This is a genomic window from bacterium (assembly GCA_024226335.1).
Lineage (GTDB): Bacteria > Myxococcota_A > UBA9160 > SZUA-336 > SZUA-336 > JAAELY01.
In genome coordinates, this window is record JAAELY010000288.1 from 1 (window position 1) to 6627 (window position 6627).

Annotated in this window: 6 protein-coding genes; 2 read left to right on the plus strand and 4 right to left on the minus strand. The window is 60.3% G+C overall.

Features of this window, described 5'->3' with window-relative positions; genetic code table 11:
• On the plus strand, positions 1-343 hold a 343-nt coding region (locus GY725_15175), incomplete at its 5' end, for an acyl-CoA dehydrogenase (GenBank protein ID MCP4005530.1).
• Positions 344-400: 57 nt separating this feature from the next.
• On the opposite strand, the gene GY725_15180 is transcribed toward GY725_15175, so the two are convergent.
• From GY725_15180 to GY725_15195, 4 genes are all read right to left on the minus strand, one after another.
• Complete coding sequence (locus tag GY725_15180) at positions 401-2008, minus strand: hypothetical protein (GenBank protein ID MCP4005531.1); 1608 nt, start codon at positions 2006-2008, stop codon at positions 401-403.
• 32 nt (positions 2009-2040) lie between these two features.
• A complete protein-coding gene (locus GY725_15185) occupies positions 2041-3669 on the minus strand; it encodes a sulfatase-like hydrolase/transferase (GenBank protein MCP4005532.1) in 1629 nt (542 codons plus the stop codon).
• Between the two features lie 18 nt (positions 3670-3687).
• Complete coding sequence (locus tag GY725_15190; protein ID MCP4005533.1) at positions 3688-4995, minus strand: hypothetical protein; 1308 nt, start codon at positions 4993-4995, stop codon at positions 3688-3690.
• 205 nt (positions 4996-5200) lie between these two features.
• Positions 5201-5875: a MerR family transcriptional regulator gene (locus GY725_15195; GenBank protein ID MCP4005534.1), complete on the minus strand. Its 675-nt coding sequence runs from the start codon at positions 5873-5875 to the stop codon at positions 5201-5203.
• Positions 5876-5968: 93 nt separating this feature from the next.
• Here GY725_15195 and GY725_15200 point away from each other — a divergent pair.
• Positions 5969-6627 (plus strand): Fis family transcriptional regulator (locus tag GY725_15200; protein ID MCP4005535.1); only part of this gene is annotated, 659 nt, incomplete at its 3' end.

Sequence of the window (6627 nt, forward strand, 5' to 3'; positions counted from 1 at the left end):
CCGAGAGCAGTTCGGCGTCAAGATCGGCTCATTCCAGGCGCTGCGCCACCGCGCCGCCGATATGTTCTGCGATCTGGAACTCGCACGCTCCGTGGTACGAGAAGCCGTGACCGCCCTGGACGAAGACCGGCCGGACGTTTCGCAGATGGCCAGCGCAGTCAAAACCCGTTGCTCGGATGTCGCGAACTTGATTGCCCGAGAAGCGATCCAGATGCACGCGGGCATCGGAATGACGGACGAGGAAGAAATCGGCCTCTTCTTCAAACGCGCCAAGGCCGCCGAGTTCACTCTGGGCGACGCGATCTACCACAAAGACCGCTACGCGAGTCTGCGCGGCTTCTGAACGGGAGAGTTCGGCGGATCCGTTCCGGAAGCCGAGGTACGAAGGAGGCGGGCGAACTCAGTCTGGCCTGAGTTCCCCAACCGTGTGAGGAACGAGTCGCACCCGACCCCAGGGCGTTCCGTAGTGCACACGGCCATACTCATCGAGTAGCGTGCCCGAGAAGAGCGGATTGTAGCGTTGACCGCCGATCTCGGTGTGGAATGCGGAACGGCCGTCGCTCCACTCGAGCGCTTCGAGCGTCCAGCGATCTTCGCGCGCGCCTATGAAATAGACGCGATCACTCGGGTAGCTGACGATCGGGACGCAGCTGGGAGAACTCACATCTCGATTGACCCACGCCTTGCGCAAAGATTGGGTGGTGGAATCCCATCGAAACTTCTGCACGCCGAAGGGCTGATAGGCAGGTTCGCTCCCCAGGTAGCTGATCAGTAACGTTGCCGCTCGATCGGGTAGATACCACGGTACGTTGCGCGGATTGTTGTTGACGACCAGGGCGCCATAACCGGCGACCACGACCGATTGTTCAGATTGGATTTCATCGAGATCCGGGGCATCCATATCGGTCGGCAATAGACCGGCGATGCGCCGGTCGGGCGCTCCAGCAAGCGTCTGCCAGGTTTCCGGGATCGCATCGCGCCACAAGAGCAAGATGTTCATCAACGGTTCGCCATCGGTGATTACGACGAAGCGATCCTCTTCAGCAAATCCCATCAAGCTAGGCGTGGCACCGGTTCCGTGACCCCAGCCGTTCAGATAGCGAGCCGTCCAAGCTCCGTCGTCGGGATCGGTTGAAAGCCGTGAGCCGGTCCACACCAGCTTGTGCATGTGCTCCTGCGAAGCGATATAGAGCCCACCGCTCTCGTCGATCGCAACCCCGTTGCGCACCCAGCCGTAGCCCGTCGGACGAGTTGCCTTGTTCTCGGCGCCTTCGCTGTGCCGCAAGCGGATGACGTGATGTTCCTTCAGATCCCGCGAGACGGCAAGCACGTAACCGTGTTCGGTCGGCACAATCAGCCAGCCGTCGAAAGACATGTTCATGCCGACTGCAAAGCCAGTGACCGATTCCGGAAACCGGAAGAACGCTTTCTCGACGATCGCAGAGGCCGGATCTTCGGGGTCCGCGTCCCCATAGGCGGTAATCGAGCCGTTCTTGTCCGCAATGTAGTAGGTATTGTCGACGCCGAGCACGGTGTACACGCTCGAGAGGTTACGCAGTTTTGAGGCTTCCCGAAAAGCCCGCCAAATCGCGAACGCACCTTCATTGGATTCGTCGAAAGCGTTGATCGACGCCTCCGCTTCGCTTTCCAGATAGCGAGGGGCACCCGGAACCCAGCGCGTCGCCAGTACTGCATAAGATTCGAAGTCCGTCTTCACGATGCGATCGATACCGTTGCTCCAAATGACGCGCCGACCATCGGAGTAGGGAGTCGAGGTATAGGCGCCGAAATGAGCGGGCCCGACGTGGGTATACTGGATCTCAGAAGCGGCCAGTGACGGACCGGGATCCTCGGGGCCAGCCACATCGAGTGCGTCTTGTTGCGCCGATTCGCCGTGCCCGAGCGGATAGGTAGAATCGGCGAGGTACGGGTTGCGCGGTGGCCTCTCGGCCGCACTCGAAACTGCGGCCACGAATACCAGAGCCAGAGTTCCGATCGCGGGAATCAGCCTTCGAAAGCCGGGAGTGTGAAACGGTGCGGCTACTTGCACAACCCACCGCCGAGAAACTCGACAGGTTCACAATCGTAGATGAGTCGACCGGCCTCTCCGTGTTGCCAGTCGAGTGGGCGGATCGCGAATGGCGGAGGCATTCCGGACGCAGGTGCATCCTGGAGTGCGTCAAGGGGTATCGGGTAGCTCGTCCAGTCTCGCGGTGCTCGCCACCCCGGTGGGGGGACGAGTTCGTTGCGCGTGCCCGCGACCGGATAGCGCTGCCGCCACACGTGAATCGCATCCGCCATAGTCGCGACGACGTCGGGGTTCTCGGATGCCAGGTTGTTCGTTTCATACGGGTCGTCGGCGATGCGAAACAGGTAGTTGGTCACGTCTGCAGAAAGAAGCCCCTGACGCACCTCTTGCACGAGCTTCCAGTCGTCATCAAACGCCGTCAGGCTGAAGCTGCCGTGAATCGGCGTCTCGGAAGCGAAGAACAGATACTCGTCTCGCGCGAGCTTCCGACCGTCTCGAAGCGCCGGCCACAGATCCTGGCCGTCGCGGTCAAACGAACTCTGGGCCTCGACACCCGCGGCCGCCGCCAGAGTGGGAAAGACATCCATCACCGACATGATCGAGTCAAACGAACTCCCCGCCTTCAACTTGCCCGGCCAACGCATGACGGCCACGACGCGGATTCCACCTTCGAAGGTCTCGCCCTTTCCTCCCCGCAGCGGAACATTGTCAGCTCCACCCGTCGCGTAGGCCGCGCCGCCGTTGTCGCTGAAAAAGAGCACGATCGTGTCGTTGGCCAATTGCTGCTCATCGAGTGTATCGAGAACCCGTCCGATCGCTTGATCCATGGCGTCAACGACCGCCGCGTACATCGGCCTGGCACTCTTCTGCAGCATGAGGCGGCTGATCCTGCGCGTCAGATCGGTGTTGCGGCTTCGGGCGGGCTTTCGATCGTCATCGAGATCGGCGTACTTCTGCTTCAAGTCTTCCGGAGCGTCCAGTGGTGTATGCGGTGCGATGAACGGCATGTAAAGAAAGAACGGCTTCTCCTTGTCTCGTTCGCGAATCCAGCGCGAGGCCTCGTCAGCCAGCAGGAAGGTCTCATAGCCCTGATCGTCGATCGATTCTCCATTGCGCTGAAAATCCCGTCCACCTTGATTCGCAAACGGCGGGAAGTAGCCGACCTCGGTGTGGAGATGGCCGTAGAAGTGATCGAATCCGCGTCGGTTCGGATGGTAGGTCATCTGCGCATGACCTAGATGCCACTTGCCTACCATACCCGTCTGATATCCGGCGGCCTGGAAGCTCTGGGGCATGAAACGCTCGGCGGGATGTACGCCGATCGTGTGCCAGGGCATGATGACCCCGTATGCGATGCCGAGACGCATCGGGTCGCGAGCCGTCATGAGTGCCGCGCGCGTCGGCGAACAGATAGGCGTGGTGTAGAAACGGTCGAGTTGAACTCCCTCGCGGGCGAGACGGTCGAGAGATGGAGTCTCGATCGACTCTTCCCCGTGGAAGCCCACATCAGCCCAGCCGAGATCGTCGGCTACGAAGATCACAATGTTTGGCTTGGCGGCCTCACTGACCTTTGCGAATGACAGGCACGCGAGCAGTATGGAAGTGATCGCGAGGGCCGAATTTCCGGGGGTGAAAAACATGTTTTCTCCTGGATGAACTCACGCATCTCGAGTGTCGGGAGAACGCGCGAGCACCCAAGACATCAGTCGATAGATGAAGAGCAACGCGAAGAAGGCCAGACCGACCTGAAAGACGCGCAAGGCTGCGTGATCGACGAGGTCCCGCGCTCTGCTCTGCGCCTGATCTACGGTTCGCAGCAATCCCATCTTGATGGCATCGTCCTCAAGACCTGCATCGAGTTCTCGTAACTCCACGGCGAGCTGCCGGAGTTCCCCGGCGGCGCGCGAAGTCTCTTTCAATGTTGCTTCCCACTCGCGAATATCGAATGGGCGCCCCTCGAATCCCTCCCCATCGCGATCGCTACCACGAACCACCTCGTTCCAGGCGAGCCCCGCGTCGCGCAGGCTGTCGGTGGCGGCCTGAAGCGGCGCGATCAATGCCCTGGCCTCGGCGAGGATCGTTTTCACTCCAGCGATCGTTCCATCGGACCGGCCAACTAACGCTTCGAGTTCTTTGGGCAAGCGTTCCATGGCCGCGGACGCGACCCCAGCGGAAGTACTCAACGACTCCACAGCTGCGAGCGATCGTCGAACGGTGGCACGATTCTCGAAGTCGAAAGCGAGCAATTCCAGCTGCCAGCGGATTTGCTCAGGTAGCGCCTCGACAATCGCCGAGAAGCGGAGCGCCGTGTCGTTGAAGTCCCTGATCGCGGTTGCCCCATCGCTAACACCGGTAAGGGCCTTGAACGGAACCATCGGCACCCGCAGCAGCCAGTCGAATCCACCTTGCTTCGCATCAGTCCGTGACAACCCAATCGATGGAACGGAGAACCCGGAACCGACAATCGGACGCTTGCGTATCAAATTCTCGGCGTGCAGGCTCAACCGCTCCAGGTCCTTTTCGGTGAAAAAGCCGGAACCGATGGCTCGGGCCTGTGCCTCGGCAGCCTTCGCCGCCTGCACAGCGTAGGCTTGCTGGTCTCCAAAGATCTTCCGCCCATCTCCTTCGGTAAGATAAAGCCGTTGAGAAATCGTGACTCCCAGAAGCGCGCCGTATGCGTGCCGCGGGTCATCGAGAAATGCCGCGTCCTGAGCGTACGGAATCATTCGCAACTTCCAGAGCAGTGCTCGTTTGTGAATGGTGGGATCCTGGCTTTCTTCGGTGATCTGATCTGCGCCGCGACTGATCAAGCCGGAGAGGGAGTCGAGTATTGCCAGCGTCTCTTCGCGAAGTTCTTCCTGCGTCCCGGCAGGAGCGGACCGCCCGAGGTTCGGCCAGCAGACGACGAGCAGGATCGCGGCCAACAAGGCGCGGGTTCGACCGGGGCGATGACCAGTCTTCGTCATGGCATCGACTCGCAGTTCATTCCCGTGCGCGAATGGACACATCACCGCGATTTTTCCTTGTTCGGGATCAACTCATGGGCTCCTTCGTCACGACGATTGCCAGAATTGCGATTGTCTGCGAATTCTATCCTGAAAACCTCCGCCCGGCATTCGCAGGGGCACCGGCCTAAACTCGCTTCCAGAGTCTGAGTATAGATCCCGGCATCTAGCTGGGCGGTGGCTTGATTCCCGCGCCGATGTGGCGGGAACGAAGTGCGAGCGCGCTTCGGACCAGGGGCGAAATCAACTGTTCGATGAGGATGGTTCCCATAATGGCCCGTCGTGTGGGATCGACGAGATCATCTCCGGGGCTGGGGACATGGTCTTCGAAACCGGCATAACATGCCTCGGAGATGGCCCAGGCCAGATTGGCGAAACGCCCCAGCGTCTCGACCGATATCCCCGGGGGAATGTGCTCGCGAAGCTGCATCATCGTGTCGGTCAGGTGATCGATGTTCCAGTGCGTTTCGTCCCCGAGAGTCCAGGTCAAGCCCCGCATCATCTCCGCGATTTCCTTGCGCAAGAGCGCGAAAGCCTGTTCTTCGCTCTCGGAACGCTTTCGATCGGGCAACGGGTAGACCTTGTCCAGCGCTGCGCTGATCGGATTCGCGTCCGCCCACGGTCGCTTGAGTTCTGCGATCACGGCCCCCACCGCTTCCACGGACAGGCCCGCCGTCTCGCGTAGCGCTCGGATCAAGCGCAAGGCGTCGATGTGGGCCTCCCCGTACGTGGCCTGGTTGCGCTGGCTGCGTTCGCCGGGTGGCAGTAGACCCTCGCGGATGTAGTACTTGATCCGGGTGACCGGTACGTCCGTCTGGCGGCTCAGTTCCGAGATTCGCATGGCCTCCCCTGGATTCGGTTGCGAATTGTATAGATAGTAGTACTCTCCACTATCCGATATAATCAGTATCCATATTCTAGCGAGGTCCAGAGCATGAGCAAGATAATGAGCAAGAACAGGAACTTCCGCGATCGAGCCGGATTCCTGTTTCAGCGCTGGGGCACCTGGGTCTGCCGCCATCCGTTTCTGGTCATTGCGGCGAGCCTGGCCGTCGGCGCCATCGGAATAGGCCAACTTCCCGAACTCCGAGCCGATTTTTCGACCGAGGCGATGCTACAGCCCGACGATCCCGCCCTGTCCATCTACGACGACTTTCGCTCGGAATTCGAACGCGACGACACACTCGTGATCGCACTCGCCCCGCCAGAGGTCTTCGATCTGGAATTTCTCGAAACACTTCGTGCGTTCCACACCGCCCTCGAGAATGAACTCCCCTATGTCGACGACATCACGAGTTTGATCAACGCGCGATCGACGCGCGGAGATCAGGAGCGACTGATCGTCGAAGAACTGATGGTGGATTGGCCTGAGAACGCGGAGGACCTCGCCCACCTGCGCGCGCAAGTGCTCGCCAATCCGATCTACGCCAACACGCTGATCTCCCGACAGGCCGACCTGACGATGATCGTAATCCAACCTCAGGTCTACGCTTCCGACGAAGGAGTTTCGGCACTCAGCGGTTTCGATGAGAGTGAAGGCGAAGCCGCCTTCCTGAGCGAAGACGCACTCAACGAAATGGTGCAGTCCGCGCG

Excerpts from the sequence above, each read along its gene's own strand:
- GY725_15185 (MCP4005532.1), bottom strand. The coding sequence starts at position 3,669 with ATGTTTTTCACCCCCGGAAATTCGGCCCTCGCGATCACTTCCATACTG.
- GY725_15190 (MCP4005533.1), bottom strand. The coding sequence starts at position 4,995 with ATGACGAAGACTGGTCATCGCCCCGGTCGAACCCGCGCCTTGTTGGCC.
- GY725_15195 (MCP4005534.1), bottom strand. The coding sequence starts at position 5,875 with ATGCGAATCTCGGAACTGAGCCGCCAGACGGACGTACCGGTCACCCGG.